Origin of the sequence: Vibrio sp. HB236076, from assembly GCF_040957575.1 — a bacterium.
Lineage (GTDB): Bacteria > Pseudomonadota > Gammaproteobacteria > Enterobacterales > Vibrionaceae > Vibrio.
In genome coordinates this window covers 2,800,057-2,825,432 of record NZ_CP162601.1, presented here as the reverse complement: position 1 = coordinate 2,825,432, position 25,376 = coordinate 2,800,057, and the positions used below count along the sequence as shown (strand labels likewise).

Here is a 25,376-nt window from a genome sequence, read left to right as displayed (position 1 = left end):
GTTGGTTTATTATCCAATTGGCATCTAAGCAAAGAAATTATTTGGTTAAATTGTCTTTGGTTAACCAAATAAAGCGCTCATTGATGCAAATTAGTCAATGAAATGGATTTTTGCCCTGCAACAGCGGGGTTATTGTCGTCTATAGTTAGACTTATGACAGGTTGGTTTTATGAAAGCAAATCATGCTGAAACCCCTGATGGCTCAAAAACTGCTGATATCGCAAAATGGATCGTAACATTCGTTTTGTTGGCAGTCGCTGTTGTGGGTAACTCGTATTTTAACGGGGAATTTAATGTAGTCGTTCGTACGGCAGGTGTTGTGGTTCTTGTTGCTGCTGCACTCGGTATTGCAGCGACAACGACAAAAGGTAAAGACGCGATTAGCTTTGCCCGTGAAGCACGTACTGAAGTGCGTAAAGTTGTTTGGCCAACTCGTCAAGAAACGGTACAAACTACTTTAATCGTTTTGGCTGTAAGTATTGTAATGTCTTTGGTTCTTTGGGGTATTGACGGCATCATGGTCCGTCTAGTGTCTCTAGCAACCGGAGTATAGAGGTATATTTTCATGAGTGAAGCTCCAAAAAAACGCTGGTACGTCGTTCAAGCCTTCTCTGGCTTTGAAGCGCGCGTTGCTCAATCTTTACGTGAGCATATCAAAATGCACGGTATGGAAGAATTGTTTGGCGAAGTATTGGTGCCGACTGAAGAAGTGGTCGAAATGCGAGCAGGTCAACGCCGCAAAAGCGAGCGCAAATTCTTCCCAGGTTATGTGCTAGTCCAGATGCTGATGAATGATGAATCATGGCACTTAGTGCGTAGCGTTCCACGTGTGATGGGCTTCATCGGTGGTACCTCTGATCGTCCAGCTCCAATTTCCGACAAAGAAGCGGATGCGATTCTTAACCGTCTTGAGAAAGCCAGCGAAGCACCGCGTCCTAAAACGATGTTTGAAGCCGGTGAAGTGGTTCGTGTTAACGATGGCCCATTTGCTGACTTTAACGGTACGGTTGAAGAAGTCGATTACGAGAAGAGTCGCTTGAAAGTGTCTGTCTCTATCTTCGGTCGTGCAACGCCGGTTGAATTGGAGTTTGGTCAAGTCGAAAAACTTGATTAAAAAAACACCTTTTAGGGCTTGTTTGAGGCGCGAAATATAGCTATAATTTCGCGCCTTTTTACAGGTCTTTATTAAAAAGCAAGCGGGGAGCTGATCAGTCGATTAGCGTTTGAACCCAGAACTTAGGAAATATCATGGCTAAGAAAGTTGAAGCTTATATCAAGCTGCAAGTTGCAGCGGGTATGGCAAACCCAAGTCCACCAGTTGGTCCTGCTCTAGGTCAACACGGTGTGAACATCATGGAATTCTGTAAAGCGTTCAACGCAAAAACAGAATCTATCGAGAAAGGTCTACCAACACCAGTTGTTATCACTGTATACAACGACCGTTCTTTCACGTTTGTAACTAAGACGCCACCGGCAGCCGTTCTACTTAAGAAAGCTGCAGGCATCAAGTCTGGTTCAGGCCGTCCTAACTCTGAAAAAGTGGGTACTGTAACGGATGCTCAAATCCAAGAAATCGCAGAAACTAAAGCTGCTGATATGACTGGTGCTGACATCGAAGCGATGAAACGTTCTATCGCTGGTACTGCTCGTTCAATGGGCCTAGTGGTAGAGGGTTAAGATCATGGCAAAACTAACTAAGCGTATGCGCACTATCCGCGAAAAAGTGGATGTAACTAAAGAATACGAAATCAACGAAGCGGTTGCTCTTCTTAAAGAACTGGCTACTGCTAAATTCGTTGAGTCTGTTGACGTTGCTGTTAACCTAGGTATCGACGCTCGTAAATCTGACCAAAACGTTCGTGGTGCAACTGTACTACCGCACGGTACTGGTCGTGAAATCCGCGTTGCAGTGTTCACTCAAGGTGCTAACGCTGAAGCAGCTAAAGAAGCTGGCGCTGACCTAGTGGGTATGGAAGATCTTGCTGAGCAAGTGAAAAAAGGCGAAATGAACTTTGACGTTGTTGTTGCTTCTCCAGATGCAATGCGCGTTGTCGGTCAACTAGGTACCATCCTTGGTCCTCGTGGTCTTATGCCAAACCCGAAAGTTGGTACTGTAACGCCTAACGTTGCTGAAGCGGTTAAAAACGCGAAAGCTGGTCAGGTTCGTTACCGTAACGACAAAAACGGCATCGTACACACTACCATCGGTAAAGTGTCTTTCGAAGCAAACCAACTACAAGAGAACTTAGAAGCTCTTCTCGTTGCGCTTAAGAAAGCGAAGCCGTCTTCAGCGAAAGGTGTTTTCCTGAAGAAAATCAGCATCTCTACAACGATGGGTGCTGGCGTTTCTGTGGATCAGGGTTCTCTGAACACTCAAGCGTAAAAGATTTGATTAGGCGCGAAAATAGTGTATAATTTTGCGCCTAATATTTGTGGTTGGGGCTGTGTCATTTATGACTAAGCAGTCTCCGTCCAAGACCGTAGGTGCTGGCTTTTCGCTAAGCTTAATCTCCTACGTAGATGGTGCCCGAACTGACAGAAAGCTCTATTTTTATACCTTTCTTCTGGGAATGCACCTCAATAGCTCTCACTGCTTGTTGCGGTGAGTGGTGTAACAACAACCAGGAGTAAATCCAGATGGCTTTAAACCTTCAAGACAAAAAAGCAATTGTTGCTGAAGTCAACGAAGCGGCCGGTGATGCACTTTCTGCAGTTGTAGCTGATTCTCGTGGCGTTGAAGTTGGCGCAATGACTTCTCTACGTAAACAAGCGCGTGAAGCGGGTGTTTACTTGAAAGTTGTTCGTAACACACTAGCACGCCGTGCGGTTGAAGGTACTAGCTATGAGTGTCTAACTGACACTTTCACTGGTCCTACATTGATCGCATTCTCTAACGAGCACCCAGGTGCCGCGGCGCGTCTTTTCAAAGACTTCGCTAAAGAGAACCAAAAATTTGAAATCAAAGCTGCAGCTTTCGAAGGCGTACTTACTGACCCTGAAGTACTAGCAACACTACCAACTTACGACGAAGCAATTGCACGCCTAATGATGTGCATGAAAGAAGCTTCTGCTGGCAAGCTGGTACGTACTATCGCTGCTGTTCGCGACCAAAAAGAAGAAGCAGCGTAAGGCTTGCTTTTTACTGGTTGCTAATTAAACTTATTGTTGACTTAAAAGAGAATTGTTATGTCTATTACAAACGAGCAAATCCTAGACGCAGTTGCAGAAATGTCTGTAATGCAAGTTGTTGAACTAATCGAAGCAATGGAAGAGAAATTCGGCGTTTCTGCTGCTGCTGCTGTTGTAGCTGGCGGCGCTGCTGCTGGTGAAGCTGCTGCTGAGCAAACTGAGTTCGACGTTATCCTAACTGCTGCTGGCGGTAACAAAGTTGCTGTTATCAAAGCAGTACGTGGTGCAACTGGCCTAGGTCTTAAAGAAGCTAAAGCTCTAGTTGACGGCGCTCCAGCACCTCTTAAAGAAGGTATTGAGAAAGAAGAAGCGGAAGCTCTTAAAGCTCAACTAGAAGAAGCAGGCGCTTCTGTTGAAGTTAAGTAATTATTACTTGATTTCCTAGCCTTTCCAGGCTAATGGCTGGTGGTTAAATAACCACCGGCCTTTTTGCGCTGTAGGGTACAGGCGTTTTTTGCCGCTGTTTAAGCGCACTGTATTCATGCAAAAAAACGTTTCATTCGCTTGCGTTTGAAACACACTACCGATAAACAGCTGTTTTAGTTACTGCCCAGTAGTATTTTTCAACCTTGAAAAATCGGGTGGTTTGGGTCACTTATCAGCGAGCTGAGGAACCCCATGGTTTACTCTTATACCGAGAAAAAGCGCATCCGTAAGGACTTTGGTACTCGTCCACAAGTTTTGGACATTCCATACCTGCTATCGATCCAGCTCGATTCGTTCGACAAATTTATCGAACAGGATCCTGAAGGGCAATACGGTCTTGAAGCCGCTTTCCGTTCTGTATTTCCAATTCAGAGCTACAACGGCAATTCTGAGCTGCAATACGTTAGCTACCGTCTTGGTGAGCCAGTTTTTGATGTTAAAGAATGTCAAATTCGTGGTGTAACTTATTCAAAACCCCTACGCGTTAAATTGCGTTTGGTTGTGTTTGATAAAGACGCGCCAGCAGGTACTGTAAAAGACATTAAAGAACAAGAAGTCTACATGGGTGAGATTCCACTCATGACAGACAATGGTACCTTCGTAATCAATGGTACCGAGAGGGTTATCGTATCCCAGCTGCACCGAAGCCCAGGCGTGTTCTTCGACAGCGATAAGGGTAAAACCCATTCTTCAGGTAAAGTCCTTTATAACGCACGTATTATTCCTTACCGTGGTTCATGGCTCGATTTCGAGTTCGATCCTAAGGATAACCTATACGTACGTATTGACCGCCGTCGTAAGTTGCCAGCGTCGATCATTTTACGCGCTTTAGGTAAGACTACGGAAGAGATCCTCGATATCTTCTTCCAAAAAGTAAACTTTGAAGTCCGTGACGAAATGCTACACATGGAGTTAATTCCTGAGCGTCTTCGCGGTGAAACGGCGTCTTTTGACATCGAGTCAAACGGTAAAGTTTACGTTGAGCAAGGCCGTCGTGTGACTGCACGTCACATTCGCCAGCTCGAAAAAGACGGTGTTGAGCACATCGAAGTTCCTGTTGAATACATCGTAGGTAAAGTGTCTTCTAAAGACTATATCAACGAATCAACAGGCGAAATCATTGTTGGTGCAAACCAAGAGATCAGCCTAGAAGCACTCGCTAACCTGTCACAAGCAGGTCACAAGAAGCTTGAAGTGCTCTTTACTAACGATCTTGACCACGGCCCATACATGTCTGACACGCTACGCATTGATAGCACGACAGACCGCATTTCAGCGCTGGTTGAAATCTACCGTATGATGAGACCTGGTGAGCCGCCAACAAAAGAAGCGGCTGAAGCGCTGTTTGAAAGCTTGTTCTTCTCTGAAGACCGTTACGATCTGTCAACGGTTGGCCGTATGAAGTTCAACAGCTCAATTGAGCGTGAAGATGCTCAAGAGCAAGGCACACTTGACGAGACTGATATCGTTGAAGTGATGCGCAAGCTGATTGCGATTCGCAACGGTATTGGCGAAGTCGATGACATCGATCACCTAGGTAACCGCCGTATCCGTAGCGTTGGCGAAATGGCGGAAAACCAATTCCGCGTCGGTCTTGTGCGTGTAGAGCGTGCTGTTAAAGAGCGTCTAAGCCTTGGCGATCTCGACAACATCATGCCGCAAGACTTGATCAATGCGAAGCCAATCTCTGCAGCAGTAAAAGAATTCTTTGGTTCATCACAGCTGTCTCAGTTTATGGACCAAAACAACCCGTTGTCAGAAGTAACGCACAAGCGTCGTATCTCTGCGTTAGGCCCAGGCGGCTTGACTCGTGAGCGCGCTGGCTTTGAAGTCCGTGACGTTCACGTGACTCACTACGGTCGTCTATGTCCGATTGAAACGCCAGAAGGCCCGAACATCGGTTTGATCAACTCGTTGTCTGCGTTTGCTCGCTGTAACGAATACGGTTTCCTTGAGACCCCGTACCGTCGCGTTGTTGACGGTGTCGTGACTGATGAAGTTGATTACTTATCTGCGATCCAAGAAGGCCAATTCGTTATCGCTCAGGCGAACGCGAAATTGACGGAAGACGGTACGTTTGCTGATGAGCTGATCACCGCGCGTCAAAAAGGCGAATCGGGTCTTCACCCACGTGACCATGTTAACTACATGGACGTTGCAACCAACCAGGTTGTTTCGATCGCGGCCTCGCTTATCCCGTTCCTAGAACACGATGATGCGAACCGTGCATTGATGGGTGCGAACATGCAACGTCAGGCGGTTCCGACATTGAAAGCGGACAAGCCACTGGTTGGTACTGGTATCGAGCGCAACGTTGCGGTTGACTCTGGTGTGACTGCAGTTGCGAAACGCGGCGGTGTGATTCAGTCTGTTGATGCTTCTCGTATCGTGGTGAAAGTGAACGAAGAAGAGTTGATCCCTGGTGAAGCGGGTATCGATATCTACAACTTAACCAAATACACGCGTTCTAACCAAAACACCTGTATCAACCAGCGTCCTTGTGTGATGCCGGGTGAACCAGTATCACGTGGTGATGTTTTGGCTGACGGTCCTTCGACTGACCTTGGTGAATTGGCACTTGGCCAAAACATGCGTATCGCATTCATGCCTTGGAACGGTTACAACTTCGAAGACTCAATCTTAGTCTCTGAGCGCGTTGTACAAGAAGATCGCTTCACGACCATTCACATTCAAGAACTGACTTGTGTGGCTCGTGATACCAAGCTTGGCTCAGAAGAAATCACGGCGGATATTCCAAACGTCGGTGAGTCTGCTCTGTCTAAACTTGATGAATCAGGTATCGTTTACATCGGTGCGGAAGTTAAAGGCGGCGATATCCTCGTTGGTAAAGTAACGCCAAAAGGCGAAACTCAGCTGACGCCAGAAGAAAAACTTCTGCGTGCGATCTTTGGTGAAAAAGCCTCTGACGTTAAAGACACGTCTTTGCGCGTACCTAACTCGGTATCGGGTACCATCATCGATGTTCAAGTATTCACTCGCGACGGTGTTGAAAAAGACAAACGCGCGCTTGAAATTGAGCAGATGCAGCTAAAAGAAGCGAAGAAAGACTTAACTGAAGAGTTCCAAATCCTCGAAGGCGGTCTACTTGCTCGTGTAAGAGCGGTACTGATCGAGGGCGGTTACTCTGAAGAGCGTCTAGATAGCATCGAGCGCAAGAAGTGGCTAGAGCTCACTCTTGAAGATGACGCACTGCAAACTCAGCTTGAGCAATTGGCTGAGCAGTGGGACGAGCTTAAAGCAGACTTCGATAAGAAATTTGAAACCAAACGCCGCAAGATCACTCAAGGTGATGACCTTGCTCCGGGCGTACTGAAGATCGTTAAGGTTTACCTAGCGGTTAAACGTCGCATTCAACCGGGTGACAAGATGGCGGGTCGTCACGGTAACAAGGGTGTTATCTCTAAGATCAACCCTGTTGAAGACATGCCATACGATGAAACGGGTGAGCCTGTTGATATCGTATTGAACCCACTAGGTGTACCGTCTCGTATGAACATCGGTCAGATCCTAGAAGTTCACTTGGGCTTGGCGGCGAAAGGCATTGGTAACAAGATCAACCAAATGGTTAAGGAACAACAAGAACTGGCTAAGTTCCGTGAGTTCCTACAAAAGGTTTACGATTCAGGTAACACACGTCAAGTTGTCGATGTCGCTGCGATGTCTGACGACGAAGTTCGCACCTTGATCAAAAACCTTCGCGGTGGTCTTCCTGTTGCAACGCCGGTCTTTGACGGTGCGACAGAGCCTGAAATCAAGAAACTACTGAAACTGGCTGATTTGCCAGAGTCAGGTCAGTTGACCTTGTTTGATGGCCGTACTGGTGATGCATTCGAGCGTCCTGTTACCGTTGGTTACATGTATATGCTGAAATTGAACCACTTGGTTGATGACAAGATGCACGCTCGTTCTACGGGTTCTTACAGCTTGGTTACTCAGCAACCACTTGGTGGTAAAGCACAGTTCGGTGGTCAGCGTTTCGGTGAGATGGAAGTATGGGCACTTGAAGCATACGGTGCTGCTTACACACTACAAGAAATGCTCACAGTGAAATCTGATGATGTGAACGGCCGTACTAAGATGTATAAGAACATCGTAGATGGCAACCACAGCATGGAACCTGGTATGCCAGAATCCTTCAACGTATTGTTGAAAGAGATCCGCTCGCTAGGTATCAACATCGAGCTAGAAGACGAAGAGTAATTTTATTTTTGCTTAGGCAAATAGAATTATCTGGTAGAAAGGCGCTCGCCGAGCGCCTTTTAACTCCTTACAGGAGCTGATTGTGAAAGACTTATTAAACTTTCTAAAAGCACAGCATAAGACCGAAGAATTTGATGCAATCAAAATCGGTCTATCTTCACCAGACATGATCCGTTCGTGGTCTTTTGGTGAAGTGAAAAAACCTGAAACGATCAACTATCGTACGTTCAAGCCTGAACGCGATGGTTTGTTCTGTGCGCGTATTTTTGGTCCAGTAAAAGACTACGAATGTCTTTGTGGTAAATACAAGCGCCTGAAGCATCGTGGTGTCATCTGTGAGAAGTGTGGCGTTGAAGTCACACAGACTAAAGTTCGTCGTGACCGCATGGGCCACATTGAGCTTGCTTCTCCCGTTGCACACATCTGGTTCCTAAAATCACTGCCGTCTCGCATCGGTTTGTTGATGGATATCCCATTGCGCGATATCGAACGTGTGCTTTACTTCGAAATGTACGTGGTGACTGAGCCAGGTATGACGGATCTCGAAAAGAGTCAGATGCTGACTGAAGAAGAGTATCTAGACCGTCTCGAAGAGTGGGGTGATGAATTCACGGCTAAGATGGGTGCAGAAGCGATCAAAGACTTGTTGGCCTCAATGGACATGCAAGCTGAAGCTGAGCAGATGCGCGAAGAATTAGAAACCACTAATTCTGAAACCAAACGCAAAAAAATCACTAAGCGCTTGAAGTTGGTTGAAGCGTTCATTACTTCAGGTAACAACCCTGAGTGGATGATCTTGACGGTACTTCCTGTACTACCGCCTGATCTGCGTCCTCTCGTTCCGCTCGATGGCGGCCGTTTTGCCACGTCTGATCTGAACGACTTGTACCGTCGTGTGATTAACCGTAACAACCGTCTAAAACGCCTACTTGAGTTGGCTGCACCAGACATCATCGTACGCAACGAAAAACGTATGCTGCAAGAGTCTGTTGATGCGCTGCTTGACAACGGTCGTCGCGGTCGTGCAATCACCGGTTCGAACAAACGTCCACTTAAGTCGCTTGCCGACATGATCAAAGGTAAACAAGGTCGTTTCCGTCAAAACCTTCTTGGTAAGCGTGTTGACTACTCTGGCCGTTCTGTTATCACCGTTGGTCCATACTTGCGTCTACACCAGTGTGGTCTTCCTAAGAAGATGGCACTTGAGCTATTTAAACCGTTTATCTACAGCAAGCTGGAAACTCGTGGTCTCGCGACAACGATCAAAGCCGCGAAGAAAATGGTTGAGCGTGAAGAAGCGGTCGTTTGGGATATCTTGGATGAAGTTATCCGCGAACACCCAGTACTGCTAAACCGTGCACCGACACTTCACCGTCTTGGTATCCAGGCGTTTGAACCTGTCCTTATCGAAGGTAAAGCGATTCAGTTGCACCCCTTGGTTTGTGCGGCGTACAACGCGGACTTCGATGGTGACCAAATGGCGGTCCACGTGCCTCTAACGCTAGAAGCACAGCTTGAAGCGCGTACCCTAATGATGTCGACTAACAACATCTTGTCGCCAGCATCGGGTGATCCGATCATCGTACCTTCTCAGGACGTTGTATTGGGTCTTTACTACATGACTCGTGAAATGATCAACGCGAAGGGCGAAGGCATGTACCTTGCTGGCCCTGCTGAAGCGGAAAAAGCGTACCGTACTAAGAGCGCAGCGCTACACGCACGCGTTAAAGTTCGTATCACGGAAACCGTTCGCGACGAAGATGGTAACGACACCACAGAAACCAAGATGGTGGATACCACTGTCGGCCGTGCTATGTTGTGGCAGATCGTACCGAAAGGCTTGCCGTTTAGCATCGTTAACCAAAAATTAGGTAAGAAACAAATCTCTAACCTACTTAACGAGGCTTACCGCAAACTGGGTCTGAAAGACACGGTTATTTTTGCTGACCAAATCATGTACACCGGTTTCGCTTACGCGGCACTGTCTGGTGTTTCTGTTGGTATCGACGACATGGTGGTACCAGAGGCGAAATACACCGAGATTGCGGAAGCGGAAGAAGAAGTTCGCGAAATTCAAGAACAGTACCAATCTGGTCTTGTTACCGCGGGTGAGCGCTACAACAAAGTGATCGATATTTGGGCTTCAACCAACGATCGCGTTGCGAAAGCTATGATGAGCAACCTGTCTTCTGAAACCGTGATCAACCGCGATGGCGAAGAAGAAGAACAAGAGTCATTCAACAGCATCTACATGATGGCTGACTCGGGCGCTCGTGGTTCTGCTGCTCAGATTCGTCAGTTGGCGGGTATGCGTGGTCTGATGGCACGTCCAGATGGTTCTATCATCGAAACGCCAATCACGGCGAACTTTAAAGAAGGTCTAAACGTCCTTCAGTACTTTATCTCAACCCACGGTGCTCGTAAGGGTCTTGCAGATACGGCATTGAAGACAGCGAACTCGGGTTACTTGACTCGTCGTCTCGTTGACGTTGCCCAAGATGTGGTTGTCACAGAAAAAGACTGTGGTACACACGAAGGTGTCGAAATGATGCCACACATCGAAGGTGGTGACGTTAAAGTGGCTCTGACTGAGCTTGCGCTAGGTCGTGTTGTCGCTGAAGATGTTCTAAAACCAGGTACGCAAGAGGTTCTTATTCCACGTAACACCCTGATCGATGAGAAGTGGTGTCAAATCATGGATGAGAACTCAGTCGACAAACTGAAAGTACGTTCAGTGGTAACCTGTGATTCAGACTTTGGCTGTTGTTCAAACTGTTACGGTCGTGACCTTGCTCGTGGTCACTTGGTGAACCAAGGTGAATCGGTTGGTGTTATCGCGGCACAGTCAATCGGTGAACCAGGTACACAGCTGACCATGCGTACGTTCCACATCGGTGGTGCGGCATCGACAGCAGCGGCAGAGAACAGTGTTCAAGTTAAGAACAACGGTTCAATCAAGCTCAACAACGCGAAGTCAGTAACCAACAACGAAGGTAAGCACGTGATTACCTCTCGTGCGACAGAATTGACCATCATCGATGAATTCGGTCGTACTAAAGAGAAACACAAACTTCCTTACGGCTCTATCTTGAGCAAAGCCGATGGTGAAGCCGTTCAAGCGGGCGAAACCGTGGCAAACTGGGAAGCGCACACCTTGCCAATCATCACTGAAGTGGCCGGTCGCATTCAATTCGTTGATATGATTGATGGCGTAACCGTCTCTCGTCAAACTGATGATTTGACAGGTCTTTCTTCAAGTGAAGTGACGGATCCTGCCGCTCGTCCATCGGCGGGTAAAGACATGCGTCCAGCGATTAAGCTGATTGATTCGCAAGGTAACGACGTGATGATTCCTGGTACGGATATGCCAGCTCAGTACTTCCTACCTGGTAAAGCGATCGTGAACATTGAAGACGGCGCCGAAGTAGGTATTGGTGATACTCTAGCACGTATTCCTCAGAAATCTGGTGGTAACAAAGATATCACCGGTGGTCTACCTCGCGTTGCGGACCTCTTTGAAGCTCGTAAGCCAAAAGAGCCTGCTATCCTTGCTGAGCATACAGGTACGGTCTCCTTCGGTAAAGAAACCAAAGGTAAGCGTCGCCTAGTGATCACTCGCGAAGGTGGTGAGACTTACGAAGAGATGATTCCTAAGCATCGCCAATTGAACGTGTTCGAAGGTGAGAAAGTGGAACGTGGCGATGTGATCGCTGATGGTCCAGAGTCTCCACATGATATTCTACGTCTACGTGGTATCCACGCCGTGACAGAATACATCGCCAACGAAGTTCAAGAAGTTTACCGTCTGCAAGGCGTTAAGATTAACGATAAGCACATTGAGACTATCGTTCGTCAAATGCTACGTAAGTGTACAATTACTCATGCTGGTGACTCTGAGTTCCTACCTGGTGAGCAAGTTGAATATACACAAGTTAAAATTGCAAACCGTGAGCTCGAAGCAGAAGGCAAAGAGCCGGCTCGTTTCGAACGTGAATTGCTTGGTATCACTAAGGCATCTTTGGCGACAGAATCGTTCATCTCTGCAGCGTCGTTCCAAGAAACCACTCGCGTCCTAACGGAAGCGGCGGTCTCTGGTAAGCGCGATGACCTTCGCGGTCTGAAAGAGAACGTGATTGTTGGTCGTCTGATCCCAGCCGGTACCGGTTTTGCGTATCACCAAGACCGTCAAGCGAAGCGTGAAGAAGCGATCGAAGGTCCTTCGGCTGAGCAAGCTTCTGACAACTTAGCGGCATTGTTAAATGCAGGCTTTGCTTCAGAAGAGTAATCGCTCTGATTGAGTCTAAAAAGGCGCCGTAAGGCGCCTTTTTTATTATCTGAAACCTGTGTGTTCACCAGTGACAGCATGGTACGTTCGCGTGTTTTATACCAATCTGATTAAGTATGTGGTCAATGATAGCGCAGGGAAAAAGCTTGAGAACAAGGCAAGAAAATACAGTTAGTAGTTGTTCTACAAATTATTTTCTTAACGACGTTATCGAGTTTTTTAACCAGCTAGTGTGACCAGCTATTTAGTTAGATTGGTATTATTCCTGTGGCACTGTGATTGAACAAAACAAGCCAAACTCGCTGGGTCTTTATTACGCGCCTGGGGGGATTGACAGGCTGTCAGTAATTATTTTGATCAGCTCATCTTCGAGTTCAAAGCGATCACAGATAATTTCGCCTAATTCAGAAAAATCGTATTCGAAGTTTTGCACGTCATCATCGGGCTTTAAACTGGCGTATTTATCGCTGAAGTTTAAAAGGGGATCGGTAGACGCGATGATTTTGAAGTACAGTTGGTCGATTTCTTCTGTGGCTTGAAAGCCGGTGGCTTGCCACTTGTCCATCACCTGATTGTAGATGCGAAAATGCCCTTCGGAGATGTAATCAACCAGTAGGGTACAAAAGTCTTGTATTTCTAGCGCGGAGGGGAGTTTGACCATCTTACCTTTCAACACATTGGGTTTGAGTACCGCTAGGTTGTAGTAACTGACCAGTAAGTCTTGTCTCATGTCTAACCAGTGATCGATAACCTCACTTTGTCCACCCCATTGTTGCTGCGTTTGCTTTAATGAATTCAACATAGCTTTATCCTCAAGAACGTTTAGAGCTTCATTCTCTTTTCTCAATCACTAAGAATGAGCACGAGTTAACTCAGCGAATAAAGCTCAAGAATTGAATGCCAACACAAACCCCTCTAGTATGATCAACATTGCCAGTTAAGCGGCTAGACTTCAAGCAATGAGAGGTAGGGATGTATAAGAATAGTGACCAAGCGCGTACAAATGATGCGTATTGGTGTGTCGTTTCCGGGAGTGATTTGTGGCTGATCAACAAAACGTTGCCCCGCGGTGAAGCCAGCCAATTTAATTTGCCAGAGGACAAGGCGATTCAGATTGGTGAATACCACAATATTCCAGTGATGTGGGTCAATGATGAAGATTGTGCCGATGCGTTTGAATTGACCTCGTTGCGCACCTTGTTGGCGCAACCGGAGCCGTTGTTTTTATTGGCCAGTAAAGCGGTTCAACTTGGCTACATGACACGTAATCAACGCTTTTGCTCGCAATGTGGGACGCGAACTTACCTACACCATAAAGAAATGGCGATGCAATGTCAGGAGTGCCGAACCCTTCATTATCCGCGAATTTTCCCTTGTATTATTGTCGCAGTGCGTAAAGAAAACCAATTGTTACTGGCACAACACAACCGACACAAAGGCGGGTTGTATACCGTCCTGGCTGGGTTTGTTGAGGTTGGGGAAACCCTTGAACAATGCGTGGCGCGAGAAGTGTTTGAAGAAACCGGGATACAGGTGACCAATATTGCGTATTTTGGCAGTCAACCTTGGGCTTTTCCTTCCAGTATGATGATGGCTTTTACCGCGGACTACCAAGCGGGTGAGATCACCATTGATCCCAATGAACTTTGTGATGCGAGGTGGTTTGACGGTCAACAATTGCCAGAGCTTGCCCCGCCCGGTACGATTGCCCGCGATCTGATTGACCATTGTTTGACTGGCTCGAAACGATAAAACACACACGGTCATCGGTCTTGACTATCGCATTAATTAGAGAGGAATCGCCGGCCAATACTGCATGTCACCTTGATTCGGTGGTAGACTGTACACCAATGATGAGCCCACGTGGAAAAGGCATGACTGAATTAAAGAACGACCGCTATTTACGAGCTTTGTTGAAACAACCTGTCGATCATACGCCGGTATGGATGATGCGCCAAGCCGGTCGATATTTACCTGAATACCGTCAGACTCGCGCTCAGGCCGGAGATTTTATGTCTTTATGCCGCAATGCTGAATTGGCATCTGAAGTGACACTTCAGCCTCTAAAGCGGTTTCCTCTTGATGCGGCGATTCTGTTTTCTGATATTCTGACCATTCCCGATGCGATGGGGCTTGGGTTGTACTTTGAGACCGGTGAAGGTCCAAAATTTGAGCGCCCCATTCGCAGTAAAGCCGATGTGGAAAAGATCGGCCTGCCGGATCCGGAAGGCGAACTGCAGTACGTGATGAACGCCGTACGTCAAATCCGTCGCGATCTCAAAGGTGAAGTACCACTGATTGGTTTTTCCGGCAGTCCGTGGACGCTGGCGACGTATATGGTTGAAGGCGGCAGCTCAAAAGCTTTTACCAAGATAAAGAAAATGATGTATGCCGATCCGACCAGTTTACACTTGTTGCTCGATAAGTTGGCTGACAGTGTGATTGAGTACCTCAATGCACAAATTAAAGCGGGTGCGCAATCGGTGATGGTGTTTGACACTTGGGGCGGCGTATTAACCCCACGTGACTATCAGCTATTCTCGTTACAATACATGCACAAAATCGTCGATGGCTTGATTCGCGAAAACGACGGCCGTCGCGTTCCTGTGACGCTGTTTACCAAAAATGGCGGCATGTGGCTGGAATCGATTGCCGCAACAGGTTGTGATGCCGTGGGCTTGGATTGGACCATCAATATTGCCGATGCCAAAGCGCGTATCGGTGATAAAGTGGCTTTACAAGGCAACATGGATCCATCGATATTGTACGCTCAACCAGAGCGGATCCGACAAGAAGTCGCCACCATTTTAGAAGGCTATGGCCAAGACAATACCGGACACGTATTCAACTTAGGTCACGGTATTCATTTGGATGTCCCGCCAGAGAACGCTGGTGTGTTTGTTGACGCCGTTCATGAGTTGTCGAAACCTTACCATCAATAATGGCTCTGGCACTCAATCAGTCAGTATTGACATCAATGGCGCCCGTAATGGCGCCATTTTCTTTTTTAGCCTCTCGAAACCTTATCCCAATACCTGTTGAACTTGTGCTTTGAGCTGGGGTAAAAGGTCCGTGTCAAACCAAGGGTTTTTCTTCAGCCAAATCTGGTTTCTGGGCGAAGGATGAGGCAAAACAAAATACTGAGGTAACCAGCGCGACCATTGCTTTACGGTATCGGTGAGCGTGGGCGGTTTAGCGTTTAAATAGTAGCGCTGGGCGTACTGGCCAATCAATAGCGTGAGCTGGATGTTGGGCAAGAGAGGAAGTAACTGAGGGTGCCATAGCGGGGCACAAACCTTCGCCGGTGGCTTGTCTCCAGAGGTGGCTTTGCCAGGATAACACAGTCCCATCGGCACAATGGCCACCTGCTGCGGATCATAGAATACCCCTTCATCAATCCCCATCCACTGGCGCAAACGCACGCCACTGGCATCATGCCAAGGAATGCCGCTGTGGTGGACTTTTCTGCCGGGCGCCTGACCAATAATTAATAGTTTGGCTTGCGAGCTTGCCTGTACCACGGGCCTAGGCGGGTGCGGTAAGCACGAAGCACACTGTTGGCACTGCGCAATGCGTTGTAAACAGGCAGTCAGTGGGGCTGACACATCGCGGGTCATTAATACCCCTTAGTAAAGTCGACTAAAAAATCAGGATTCAAGCCTTGCTGCCATTGCTTGAGGTTTTGAGTAAACACCTCAAATACCGCTTCTGGCACACTGGGCGCAGCGACATGCGGAGTGATGGTAATGGCAGACATACGCCAAAAAGGGTGCGTATCAGGTAAGGGTTCTTGGAGAAAGACGTCGAGAAACGCATGCGCCACCCAACCTTCTTTGATGGCTTTAATTAAGTCAGCTTCATTCAGTGCGTCGCCGCGACCAACGTTAAATAACAAAACGTTACGGCAGTGTTGTAACACGTCGGCGTTTAATATCGCAATGGTCTCTGCTGTGCTTGGCAAGGTGTTGACGACAATGTCCGATTGGGCCAAAGCCGCGCTTAACTCTGAAATGTGAAACGTGTTCTCCCATTCTCCCTGCGCACTGGGGATGCCGGTGCGATTCACACCAAAGACGCGCATCCCCATCTGTTTGGCCTGTGTCGCTAAATGGCTGCCAATACTGCCAGTGCCGAGAATGGTGATGGTTTTATTACTCAGTCCTTGGTGTGCAAGCATGGACCAAGTGCGCTGGTTTTGCTGCTGCTGATAGTGCGCCATATGACGATAGTGATAAAGCAAGTAACCCAATACGTATTCACTGATCATTGGGCCAAAAATCCCTTTTACACCGCTCAGTAAGTAATCTTGACGCAGAGCAGGGGCGAGTAGGGCATCAACGCCGGCAAAGGTCGACTGAACCCAGTCGATCTGTGGGTGTTGGTTTATCACCTTGGCGGCGAGCGGTGGGTCGGCGAGTAAGAGATTGGCTTGGCTCAGATCGTCAGTTTCTTGTAAATCAGGCGATAACCACGGTTGTAGCATCTGGCGATAGAGGTCATCGTATTTAGTCAGCAAAAAAATCTTATCGCAACTATGAGTCATTAACTTTTTTCCCTTAAGTGAATACAGTACACTGCGTGAGTAAATTTTCCACAGCGAATGATAATTATGCTACAAAACCCAATTCAAGTTAGGCTTGAAAAGCTCGAACCTTGGCAACAAATTACGTTCATGGCTTGCTTATGTGAGCGCATGTACCCCAACTATGCCATGTTCTGTCAAGAAACTGAATTTGCTTCAGCCCAGTCCTATCGCGCTATCTTAGACAGTATTTGGGAAACGTTGACAGTGAAAACCGCGAAAGTCAATTTTGAGCGTCAACTGGAAAAATTAGAGGCCTTGTTCCCTTCTGCAGACGATTTTGATGTTTATGCGGTGTACCCTGCGATGGATGCTTGCCAAGCGTTGTCGACTTTCTTACACGGCTTGTTAGATAGAGAGTACCTCTTTGACTCTGTGCTCAAGGTCAGCCAACAATCGATTCAAACGGTGGTTGAGCTCGAGCAAGCGCAAATGGAGGTAGAAATCAGTAACCAAAATCAAAAAGAGTTTGAGGCCGTGTGCGCCGAGTGGGATGTACAATGGGCCATTTATCGTCCGCTCAAAGAATGCCAAGAGCGCGATATTGAACTGATTAAAGATCTGCGCAGTGAATTAAGAGAAGAGAATGTCAGCAATATTGGCGTGAGTCTCTGAAAAGTCTCAGGCCTTATATCAAAAGGGTTGCGCGTGTTTTAGGCAGTAGAAATTATGTCAAGTATGGCGAAATTGTGAGTTAATACTCATATTACGGTTAAAAGTGCGTCATTAAAGTGAGTTAAGTGCGACAAACCTTTGCCAGACTGGGTATTTATGTTTTAGAGTGAGGTGAACTTGATAACCTATAAGAAGGGAAACCCATGAACAAGACCCAATTAATCGACTTTATCGCTGAAAAAGCAGATCTTTCAAAAGCACAAGCAAAAGCCGCTCTTGAAGCGACTCTTGAAGGCGTGACAGAAACGCTTAAAGAAGGCGACCAGGTACAGCTAATTGGTTTTGGTACATTTAAAGTCAATCACCGTGCAGCACGTACAGGCCGTAACCCTAAAACGGGTGATGAGATCCAAATTGCAGCCGCTAACGTACCTGCGTTCGTTGCTGGTAAAGCACTAAAAGAATCTGTTAACTAATTTGATTGACAGTGCCGAGGCGTTTGCCTCGGCTTTTTTATGACCTTTCGTCCTTTCGCATATACTGCACTCGCCGTATTGTTATCTGCTTGTTCCAATCAGGCAGGGATTGATGTCGCCAATATCGAATCTAAATCGGGGGGGGAAATCACCCAATCTCAGCGTGCTTGGTATTGGGCAGATGTTGTCGACCAGCAACCTCTTAGCGCCTATGATCATGTAAAACTGAGTAATCAGACCAGCTATCACAGCGAATACCACTGGCAAGATGGCGTATTAAGTGAAGTGGTTCGCCAAGGGAGTCGAATCGAAGCCAAGGGCCGTGAGCGTCAATCATTTCGCACTCATTTGCGCTTTGACTCACAAGGGCAAGCGGTGTATCAGCAAGATAAAGTTGACCAGCAAGTTTTTCCATTAACACCGGATGCGATTGCAGATATTAAGCAGCAAGCCAATCATGTCATTACCACCCTGCTCAATAGTAAGTCGTCACGGCATTTGATTCAGGGGTTTTGGGACGGTAAACAGTTTCTTTCCTGTCATCGACGCTTTCACTATGCATTAGACAGTGATAGCAAAGCGACATTAGCGAATAAAGCCACGCCAACGTATGTCGCAGGCCTAGGCTATACCACCAGTCAGCAAGTGGCTTTAAAGCAAATTCTGGATATTGATGCCCAGCGAGACACCTGTTTAGAGCCTCAGGTGTTGTTAGAAAAGTAATCTTGGAAAAGCGGTGATAGAGGGATCCCCTAACCAAGGTTAAGGGATCAAGGTTTTGGTGAGCTTATTGTTGCTCTTCTCGCTCAATGGCACGATAGCCGATATCACGGCGGAAGAACATGCCATCCCAGTTAATCGTTTGAGCGTATTGATAGGCTTTTTGTTGCGCAGAGCGAACATCGCTACCCAATGCCGTCACACAGAGAACGCGCCCGCCATTGGTGACCACGTCGCCGTCTGCGTCTTTAGTACCCGCGTGAAAGACTTTTTGACCTTCTTGCTCTTGTGCTGGTGGGACCAAGCCCTGAATGACATCGCCTTTGTTGTAGCTGCCAGGGTAGCCACCTGCGGCGAGTACAATGCCAATGGCCGCTTCTTCACTCCAGCGCGATTCCGCTTGGTCTAATTGTCCATCGAGGGCCTGCAGGCACAGCTCGACCAAATCAGATTGCATTCTCATCATGATTGGCTGCGTTTCTGGGTCGCCAAAGCGGCAGTTGTATTCGATGACTTTAGGTGTGCCGTCTTGATCAATCATCAATCCCGCGTAGAGGAAGCCAGTGTAAGGGTGACCTTCTTTGGCCATGCCTTCTACGGTAGGGTAAATGACTTCTTGCATAATGCGCTGGTGGATCTCATCGGTCACGACCGGCGCTGGAGAGTAAGCCCCCATACCGCCGGTATTTGGGCCAGTGTCTTGCTCGCCAACGCGTTTGTGATCTTGGCTGGTTGCCATTGGCAGAACATTTTTGCCATCGACCATTACAATAAAGCTGGCCTCTTCACCGGTTAAAAACTCTTCGATGACCACACGACTGCCCGCTTCACCAAACGCGTTTCCTGCGAGCATGTCTTTGATGGCGTCTTCGGCTTCTTCAAGCGTCATGGCAACGATAACGCCTTTACCTGCCGCCAGACCGTCGGCTTTGATGACAATCGGCGCGCCTTGCTGACGAACGTAAGCGATCGCAGGATCGATTTCAGTAAAGTTGGCGTACGCTGCCGTCGGGATTTGATGACGAGCGAGGAAGTCTTTGGTGAAGGCTTTCGAACCTTCTAGCTGTGCTGCGCCTTTGGTCGGGCCAAAGATCGCAAGTCCCTCGGCTTGAAATGCATCGACAACACCCAATACCAAAGGCACTTCTGGGCCAACAATGGTGAGCTCAACAGCGTTGTTTTTGGCAAATTCAACCAAACCTGTGATGTTTTCCACCTCAAGCGGGATATTTTTGAGTTTGTTTTCTAACGTGGTGCCGGCATTACCTGGGGCAACAAAAACGGTGTCGACAGTTGGGTTTTGTGCGGCTTTCCACGCCAGTGCGTGTTCACGGCCACCGCCGCCAATGATCAGTACATTCATGGTTTGTCCTCAATGTAGTGGCTCGTGAATAACGAGCCACTAGGATAATCTCTATAGTGAAACGGGCTTAGTGACGGAAGTGACGCATACCGGTGAAGATCATTGCCATGTCATGCTCGTCGGCTGCCGCAATGACTTCGTCGTCACGCATAGAGCCACCTGGTTGGATAACGCATTTGATACCCGCTTGAGCGGCGGCATCAATGCCATCGCGAAACGGGAAGAAAGCATCAGACGCCATCACGCTACCCGCGACTTCAAGGCCTTCATCTGCGGCTTTAATACCAGCAATTTTGGCTGAATAAACACGGCTCATTTGGCCGGCACCGACACCTATGGTCATATCGCCTTTTGCATAAACAATGGCATTCGATTTAACGTATTTTGCCACTTTCCAGCAAAATAAGGCATCGCGCAACTCATCTTCGGTCGGTTGGCGCTTCGAAACCACCTTAACCTCTTCTAGGTTAACCATGCCTTGATCGCGCTGTTGAACCAGCAGGCCGCCGTTAACGCGCTTGAGATCGTATTCTGAGGTTTTGCTTTGCCACTGGCCACACTCTAACAGGCGAACATTCTTCTTGGCCGCAACCACATCAATGGCGTCTTGGCTGACGCTTGGTGCAATGATGACTTCGACGAACTGACGCTCTACGATCGCTTGTGCGGTGGCGGCATCTAAGGGGCGGTTGAACGCGATAATGCCACCAAAGGCTGACGTTGGGTCGGTTTGGTAAGCGCGGTTGTAGGCTTGAAGCAAATCTTCACCAAGGGCAACACCACAAGGGTTCGCGTGTTTGACGATCACACAAGCTGGTTGGTCAAACTCTTTTACACACTCAAGGGCGGCATCGGTATCGGCGATGTTGTTATAAGACAGTGCCTTGCCTTGAATCTGACGCGCTGTCGCTACAGAGGCCTCTTGTGGGTTGGCTTCGGTGTAGAATGCGGCCGATTGGTGGCTGTTCTCGCCGTAGCGCATGTCTTGTTTTTTAATGAATTGTTGATTGAAGGTACGAGGGAAGTGAGAGTCTTCATCGCCTTCTTTGTTGTCACCGTATGAAGGGACCATGGTGCCGAAGTAATTGGCAATCATACCGTCGTAGGCTGCAGTATGCTCAAAGGCAGCGATAGCGAGGTCGAAGCGGGTTTGATAAGTCAGAGAGTTTTGATTTTGGTCTAACTCAGCGATAACGCGGTCGTAATCATTGGCATTGACAACAATGGTCACATCTTTGTGGTTTTTCGCCGCAGAACGCACCATGGTCGGTCCGCCAATATCAATATTTTCAACCGCATCTTCCAGGCTGCAGTTTGGGTTGGCAACAGTTTGCGCAAAAGGGTAAAGGTTAACCACTACCATATCGATAGGTTTGATATCGTGTTGGCTCATGATGTCATCGTCTTGGCCACGGCGTCCTAAAACACCGCCATGAATTTTAGGATGCAGTGTTTTTACACGGCCATCCATCATTTCTGGGAATCCAGTATAGTCAGACACTTCGGTGACATCTAAGCCTTTCTCTGCCAAGAGCTTAGCGGTGCCTCCGGTGGAGAGAATGTCAATGCCACGCGCTGCGAGCGCTTGGGCAAACTCCACGATGCCAGTTTTGTCTGATACGCTGATAAGCGCGCGAGAAATGGGACGAGGGTTATTCATTTTACCGATTTCCTTAGATAGAAAATAAAGATATTTAACAAAGTAACGTTGCAAGACCAACTGGCAACGCTATTTTGGTAAAAACCTGAACTCTCTTTTTAATGGCGGGGGTATTCTAACGAAAATGAAACAAAAAAGCTCGCGCAATCGTTTGGCTTGTGCTTTTTTTATCTGACTTGGATAAAGGGTGGTCGATAATTTTTGGGGTAATTTGAGCAAGTAGGCGAGGTTGAAAGCCTTATCTGGGATTTTTTGGCACAATAAGATCGGACGGTTCGGTGAAGGTTAAGGAAAGCGCCTAGTTAAGCGGCGCTTTGTAAATGTTCGTGCAAGGCTTGTTTTAACAGTTTGTACTCTTGAATAATATCTTGATAAAGCGACTCAAATTCGTTCTCGGTATTAAATTGAGCGCGTGTTTCCATTTCTGCCAGCTTATTGGTTAGGCGCTCTGCGCCTAAATCTGCGGCGAGCCCTTTAATGGCGTGGCTTTGCTTGCGTATGGCTTCTTTGTTGCCCTCTTCTAATGTTTGAGAAAGAGACAACATTTTTTGCTCGGCGGTATTTAAAAACATACTGGCAATTTTATTGAGTAACGCTTCGTTGTTCAGCATTCTTTCTAATGCGTTTTCTTTATTCCATATCGGGGTATTGTGCATGTTTGGGCTGTGGCGGGCCGGTTTCGCCTCTTGAGTTTCAGGCTTGCTTGCTACGTTATTGGGTAAGAGGGTTAATGGCGGTGAGATTAACAACCCTTCATTTTGCCATTGAGTTAATTTGTTATACAAGGTTTGTGGGTGGATGGGTTTGGTAATGTAGTCATTCATACCGGCATCAAGGCAGCGCTCTTTCTCACCTGACATCGCACTGGCCGTCATGGCAATGATGGGAATATGGCGGTATTTTTCTCCGGCTTCCCCATTTCTGATAAGTCGAGTCGCACTGTAACCGTCAATTTCTGGCATTTGGCAGTCCATTAAAATAATGTGCACCGGGCAGTTATCATTTTGGGCAGTTTTAAGTTTCTCTATTGCTTCGCGGCCATTGGTGGCAAGTAGTGCGTTGACATTCATCGTTTCGAGCAGCGATGAAGACACTTCATTGTTGATGTCGTTATCGTCAACCGCAAGCACAGATAGCCCTGAATGCAAGGGCACAGGGGTGTCTTCAGGTATAACAGAGGCATTGTGGGTGTTCATCAACCAGCCCAGATTAGGATCTTGATTGTCGATCGCATTGATAAGCTCCGACATCATTAATGGCTTACTGAGCACCTTAGCACCGTGAATATTGGCAAAACTCTTGTCTTGGAATTGAGCGAGAATGAGCAATTGTATTTCAAATGGTGATGCGTCGCGTTGTTGCTGGTAAAGGTCAAGCACGTTATCAAAGTTGTGAAAACCTTGGTCGAGCACAATAATCTGTGGCTGTCGCGGTTCGCAATTGGCGTAGTCATCCACTGCTATCACATCGGCGCTCGCAGAGAAAAAGCGAAAAGTATTACTAACGGTTTGCGCTTGGATTGAGTCATCGCTAAAAATGATGGCTTGATATTTTGCAAGGCTCGGTGTGACACAGAGGTTGCCTTGTGTTGGATAAGAGAACAAAGTGAAAAATGAGAACGTACTGCCAACCCCTTTTTCTGAATTAAGCGTGATATCGCCATCCATAATCTTACACAGCTGCTTGCAAATCGATAGCCCTAAACCACTGCCACCATAGCGAGTTGAAGTACGGCTGTGCTCTTGTGAGAAGGCTTCAAACAAGTGTTCTTGGCTTTGCTTAGCGATACCAATCCCCGTGTCTTGAATTTCACACTCAAAGCGAATATGGCCTGAAGGTAAACTTTTGGTCCGAAAATACACATCGATTCGGCCGGAGTGGGTAAATTTAACCGCATTGCTAAACACATTGATGATCACTTGTTTCAAGCGGTGATTATCACCATAAATAAGCAAGTGTTCGATACCCGAAAAGTCAATATTGACCTCCAGTTCTTTTTGCTGCGCTTTGACCGATAATGACAGTACTAACCCTTCCAAGATATTAATAGTATTAAAGTTATCTTCAATTAATTCCAGTTTGCCGGCTTCTATTTTCGACAAGTCGAGCACGTCGTTGATCAGGTTGTACAGGGATTCAGAACTGGTCTCCATCATACTTAAAAAACGCCGTTGAGAAGCGCTCAAAGGATCTTGTTGGATGAGGTTAATTGTCCCCATAATGCCGTTGAGCGGTGTGCGCATTTCATGGCTAATATTGGAAATAAAGGCGCTTTTCACTTGACTGGCTTTCAGAGCTTCTTTGTGAGCTATGGCTAATTCACGGGTTCGTACTTTGACGGTTTCTTCGAGGTTTTGTGTTACTTGTTCGATTTCTTGCTGAGCTTGCCGCTGTTGTGTAATGTCGGAAATGATCAAGGTCACCCCGGTAATTTGACCAGATTCTTGTGTTATAGGTGAAAAAGTCACCTTGGTCGGGAAGGTGCTGCCAAAGGATGAGGTGGCATCCAGTTCAACATGTTCGACCGGTTGCTGAGCTAATACTGAGTGCAAATAGGAATGAATAGAGCCGCAATTAAACAAGGTTAATGAGTCGATAGGTTCGCCAAGGGTTTCCGATTTGTGACGACCAAAAAAACGATAAGCCGATTCATTCCATATGGTGACCACAAAGTCCTTGTTGACGCCAATAATGGCATCTGATGAGCCATTGACCACTGCCTCGTGCTCTGAACGAGTTTTACTCAGTAATAATTGATTAGTCATCATGCGTTGCAACAAGATCAGCAACGAGAAAAAAATCGCAAAGCAAACCCCGAGGATAAGATATATGTCTTGTCGCCGCTCGTTGGTTAACCTACTTATCACACCGTCATCGACAAAGCTGTGCAAGTAAAAAGTACGTTGTTGCTCAGCGCTGTTTTGATTGAAAACGGTTTTCTTCACAGTTTGATAAATTTGTTGATTATCGTTATCGAGATACAGCGCAATACCTGTGCCGACAGTCGTGCTTAGAGGTTGATAAATCGCATTAATATCGCTGTCTGGCCGTAAGTCATTTTGGTACTTGTACTGATCATCAGGGTGGTAAATCACCTGGTTAAGTTGGTTGGTAATGAAAAAGCCGACATTTTTCGGGTAAGTATCGAGCGTTTGGCTGATGATGTCTTTTGCGTTGATGTTGATAATTAATAAGCCAAACCTTTGATTCGTCTGAGAGTTAAAAATGGGGATGCCAATGCGAATGGTGGGATTAAACGGGATTTGAATCCGTCCAAACTCGCGATTGAGTTCAATATCTGAAATATAAATTTCACCGGGATTCAGTTGATTGATGGTTTTAACGTAACTGCTGTCCGCTTTGTTTTGTAATCTATCATCGCTGACGACATTAAGGGTACCGGACTGGCGTTCAACGCGAACGATTTCCATGCCCCTTTCATTTTGGCTACTGATGATTCTCAATTGATCAATACTGGGGTTGCGCATCATAAAAGCAGTGAAAATAGCTTCCATACTGTCTTTCCAGTACTGATAGCTGTTACTGTAAAGCGTCGTGTTTTTCTCGTTCTGAGTGTCGATTAAGCCTTTAATTGGCGGGGTATCTAAAATAAGGCGCGCCATTTGTTCATAACTTTCTATTTCGCGATTGAACACTTGTGCGGCAACATTGACGCTGTTGTTTAGGTCTTGTTCGACACTCTCCATGACATCGCGATGAATGTTTTTCTCACTGATAAAAACCGCGGCAATGGTGAGCAGTAATAGCAAAGCAAACAAGTAGGAGCCTATTGGCGCTGACTTTGGTGTTTTTGTTGATGCAGGTATGGCCTCATTCAT

At 47.1% G+C, this 25,376-nt stretch carries 19 protein-coding genes; 13 read left to right on the top strand and 6 right to left on the bottom strand.

Features of this window, described 5'->3' with window-relative positions; all coding sequences use genetic code 11:
• Positions 1-169 precede the first annotated feature (169 nt).
• From secE to rpoC, 8 genes are all read left to right on the top strand, one after another.
• The gene (secE, locus tag AB0763_RS12415; protein ID WP_306102084.1) at positions 170-553 is read left to right on the top strand and encodes a preprotein translocase subunit SecE; all 384 of its coding nucleotides are present in this window, start codon (positions 170-172) and stop codon (positions 551-553) included.
• 12 nt (positions 554-565) lie between these two features.
• Positions 566-1,114 (top strand): transcription termination/antitermination protein NusG, encoded by a 549-nt coding sequence (gene nusG / locus AB0763_RS12410; RefSeq protein WP_306102083.1) that lies wholly within the window; start codon positions 566-568, stop codon positions 1,112-1,114.
• A gap of 134 nt (positions 1,115-1,248) precedes the next feature.
• Positions 1,249-1,677 carry a 50S ribosomal protein L11 gene (gene rplK / locus AB0763_RS12405; RefSeq protein WP_306102082.1) on the top strand — a complete coding sequence of 143 codons (429 nt, stop codon included), beginning with the start codon at positions 1,249-1,251 and terminating at the stop codon, positions 1,675-1,677.
• 4 nt (positions 1,678-1,681) lie between these two features.
• Positions 1,682-2,383, top strand: a complete 702-nt coding sequence (rplA, locus tag AB0763_RS12400; protein ID WP_306102081.1) for a 50S ribosomal protein L1 — start codon at positions 1,682-1,684, stop codon at positions 2,381-2,383.
• Between the two features lie 254 nt (positions 2,384-2,637).
• The gene (rplJ, locus tag AB0763_RS12395; protein ID WP_306102080.1) at positions 2,638-3,129 is read left to right on the top strand and encodes a 50S ribosomal protein L10; all 492 of its coding nucleotides are present in this window, start codon (positions 2,638-2,640) and stop codon (positions 3,127-3,129) included.
• A 57-nt stretch (positions 3,130-3,186) separates the two neighbouring features.
• Positions 3,187-3,555: a 50S ribosomal protein L7/L12 gene (rplL, locus tag AB0763_RS12390; protein ID WP_306102079.1), complete on the top strand. Its 369-nt coding sequence runs from the start codon at positions 3,187-3,189 to the stop codon at positions 3,553-3,555.
• Positions 3,556-3,807: 252 nt separating this feature from the next.
• On the top strand, positions 3,808-7,836 hold the full coding sequence (rpoB, locus tag AB0763_RS12385; RefSeq protein WP_306102078.1) for a DNA-directed RNA polymerase subunit beta: 4,029 nt from the start codon (positions 3,808-3,810) through the stop codon (positions 7,834-7,836).
• An 82-nt stretch (positions 7,837-7,918) separates the two neighbouring features.
• Positions 7,919-12,121 (top strand): DNA-directed RNA polymerase subunit beta', encoded by a 4,203-nt coding sequence (gene rpoC, locus AB0763_RS12380; protein WP_306102077.1) that lies wholly within the window; start codon positions 7,919-7,921, stop codon positions 12,119-12,121.
• A gap of 313 nt (positions 12,122-12,434) precedes the next feature.
• Here the strand turns inward: rpoC and rsd are convergent, their stop codons facing one another.
• Positions 12,435-12,923 carry a sigma D regulator gene (rsd, locus tag AB0763_RS12375; protein ID WP_306102076.1) on the bottom strand — a complete coding sequence of 163 codons (489 nt, stop codon included), beginning with the start codon at positions 12,921-12,923 and terminating at the stop codon, positions 12,435-12,437.
• 170 nt (positions 12,924-13,093) lie between these two features.
• Here rsd and nudC point away from each other — a divergent pair, with 170 nt between their 5' ends.
• Both nudC and hemE read left to right on the top strand, forming a co-directional pair.
• Positions 13,094-13,873 (top strand): NAD(+) diphosphatase, encoded by a 780-nt coding sequence (gene nudC, locus AB0763_RS12370; RefSeq protein WP_306102075.1) that lies wholly within the window; start codon positions 13,094-13,096, stop codon positions 13,871-13,873.
• Between the two features lie 122 nt (positions 13,874-13,995).
• The gene (gene hemE, locus AB0763_RS12365; protein ID WP_306102074.1) at positions 13,996-15,063 is read left to right on the top strand and encodes a uroporphyrinogen decarboxylase; all 1,068 of its coding nucleotides are present in this window, start codon (positions 13,996-13,998) and stop codon (positions 15,061-15,063) included.
• 81 nt (positions 15,064-15,144) lie between these two features.
• Here hemE and AB0763_RS12360 read toward each other — a convergent pair whose 3' ends face one another.
• Both AB0763_RS12360 and AB0763_RS12355 read right to left on the bottom strand, forming a co-directional pair.
• Positions 15,145-15,738, bottom strand: a complete 594-nt coding sequence (locus tag AB0763_RS12360; RefSeq protein ID WP_306102073.1) for a uracil-DNA glycosylase family protein — start codon at positions 15,736-15,738, stop codon at positions 15,145-15,147.
• Positions 15,738-16,664, bottom strand: a complete 927-nt coding sequence (locus AB0763_RS12355; RefSeq protein ID WP_306102072.1) for a D-2-hydroxyacid dehydrogenase — start codon at positions 16,662-16,664, stop codon at positions 15,738-15,740. The genes AB0763_RS12360 and AB0763_RS12355 overlap by 1 nt, the downstream gene beginning before the upstream one ends.
• A 66-nt stretch (positions 16,665-16,730) precedes the next feature.
• Between AB0763_RS12355 and AB0763_RS12350 the strand changes: the two genes are divergently transcribed.
• The 3 genes from AB0763_RS12350 to AB0763_RS12340 all read left to right on the top strand — a co-directional run bounded on the left by AB0763_RS12350 (position 16,731) and on the right by AB0763_RS12340 (position 18,517).
• On the top strand, positions 16,731-17,318 hold the full coding sequence (locus AB0763_RS12350; RefSeq protein ID WP_306102071.1) for a YjaG family protein: 588 nt from the start codon (positions 16,731-16,733) through the stop codon (positions 17,316-17,318).
• 203 nt (positions 17,319-17,521) lie between these two features.
• A complete protein-coding gene (gene hupA, locus AB0763_RS12345) occupies positions 17,522-17,794 on the top strand; it encodes a nucleoid-associated protein HU-alpha (protein ID WP_306102070.1) in 273 nt (90 codons plus the stop codon).
• Positions 17,795-17,833: 39 nt separating this feature from the next.
• Complete coding sequence (locus tag AB0763_RS12340; protein ID WP_306102069.1) at positions 17,834-18,517, top strand: DUF1481 domain-containing protein; 684 nt, start codon at positions 17,834-17,836, stop codon at positions 18,515-18,517.
• Positions 18,518-18,581: 64 nt separating this feature from the next.
• Here the strand turns inward: AB0763_RS12340 and purD are convergent, their stop codons facing one another.
• From purD to AB0763_RS12325, 3 genes are all read right to left on the bottom strand, one after another.
• Positions 18,582-19,877 carry a phosphoribosylamine--glycine ligase gene (purD, locus tag AB0763_RS12335; RefSeq protein WP_306102068.1) on the bottom strand — a complete coding sequence of 432 codons (1,296 nt, stop codon included), beginning with the start codon at positions 19,875-19,877 and terminating at the stop codon, positions 18,582-18,584.
• A gap of 67 nt (positions 19,878-19,944) precedes the next feature.
• Positions 19,945-21,537 carry a bifunctional phosphoribosylaminoimidazolecarboxamide formyltransferase/IMP cyclohydrolase gene (purH, locus tag AB0763_RS12330; protein ID WP_306102067.1) on the bottom strand — a complete coding sequence of 531 codons (1,593 nt, stop codon included), beginning with the start codon at positions 21,535-21,537 and terminating at the stop codon, positions 19,945-19,947.
• A gap of 302 nt (positions 21,538-21,839) precedes the next feature.
• On the bottom strand, positions 21,840-25,376 hold the full coding sequence (locus tag AB0763_RS12325; protein ID WP_306102066.1) for an ATP-binding protein: 3,537 nt from the start codon (positions 25,374-25,376) through the stop codon (positions 21,840-21,842).